Source organism: Micromonospora sp. SL4-19 (assembly GCF_047921475.1).
Classification (GTDB): domain Bacteria; phylum Actinomycetota; class Actinomycetes; order Mycobacteriales; family Micromonosporaceae; genus Micromonospora.
On the sequence record NZ_JBLROB010000083.1, the window covers coordinates 1 to 696 of the forward strand.

A 696-nucleotide genomic window follows, 5' to 3' on the forward strand; every position below is an offset into this window, starting at 1 on the left:
GACCAAGGCCGCGCAGACGGTGCAGGTCTCGGCGTACCCGGACGCCTACGCCCAGTGGGAGCAGCAGGCCGCTGACCTGGTCGCCCACTACTGGAACAGCTGACCCCCACAGGACAGCGGAAAACCAAACAGCATGAGCACAGCCGGTGGCCGGCACCCCCAGACGTGGGGTGCCGGCCAGCGGCATCTGCGGATCTTGGACAGCTGCCGCTCAGAGCCAGCCCTCAAGAGCAACCAGCCCCAACCGCAGCCAGGTGACGGCGGTCACCGGAGGCAGCGGAACAGGGCGGCGGCTCGTACCGTTGTGCAGAGCGTCGGTGTGTCCAGTGTCCCCGGGCCTCACCCAAATTGCCTTCGCGGAATACCGTTCGGCTGGAGCCGCGTCGTGCCACTCGCCGAGAGGCGACCTGCACACCGACGCCCAGCGGCGCCCCGGCCATCCGGTCGGGGCGCCGCTGTCTGCGAGCACCAGGGCGACGGCCAAGCGGCGCGGAACTGATCCGCCGCTTGAGTCGCGGGCTTGCGACGGCTGGCCCTCAAGGAAGTGTCGTAGGTGGCGGGCATGCTGTGGGGTTGTGGGGAGGTTTACCGCGTTCCGGTTCACGGTCGACCCGTCGCCGTCGCAGGTGGTGGTGTTGGCCCGTCATGCGGGGGCGGCTCGGTTCGCGTTCAACCAGTGCCTGGCTCTGGTGAAGA

At 69.1% G+C, this 696-nt stretch carries 1 protein-coding gene; it reads left to right on the top strand.

Annotated elements, in window-relative coordinates:
• Positions 1 to 575 precede the first annotated feature (575 nt).
• On the top strand, positions 576 to 696 hold a 121-nt coding region (locus ACNAVT_RS31785), incomplete at its 3' end, for a helix-turn-helix domain-containing protein (RefSeq protein WP_416301693.1).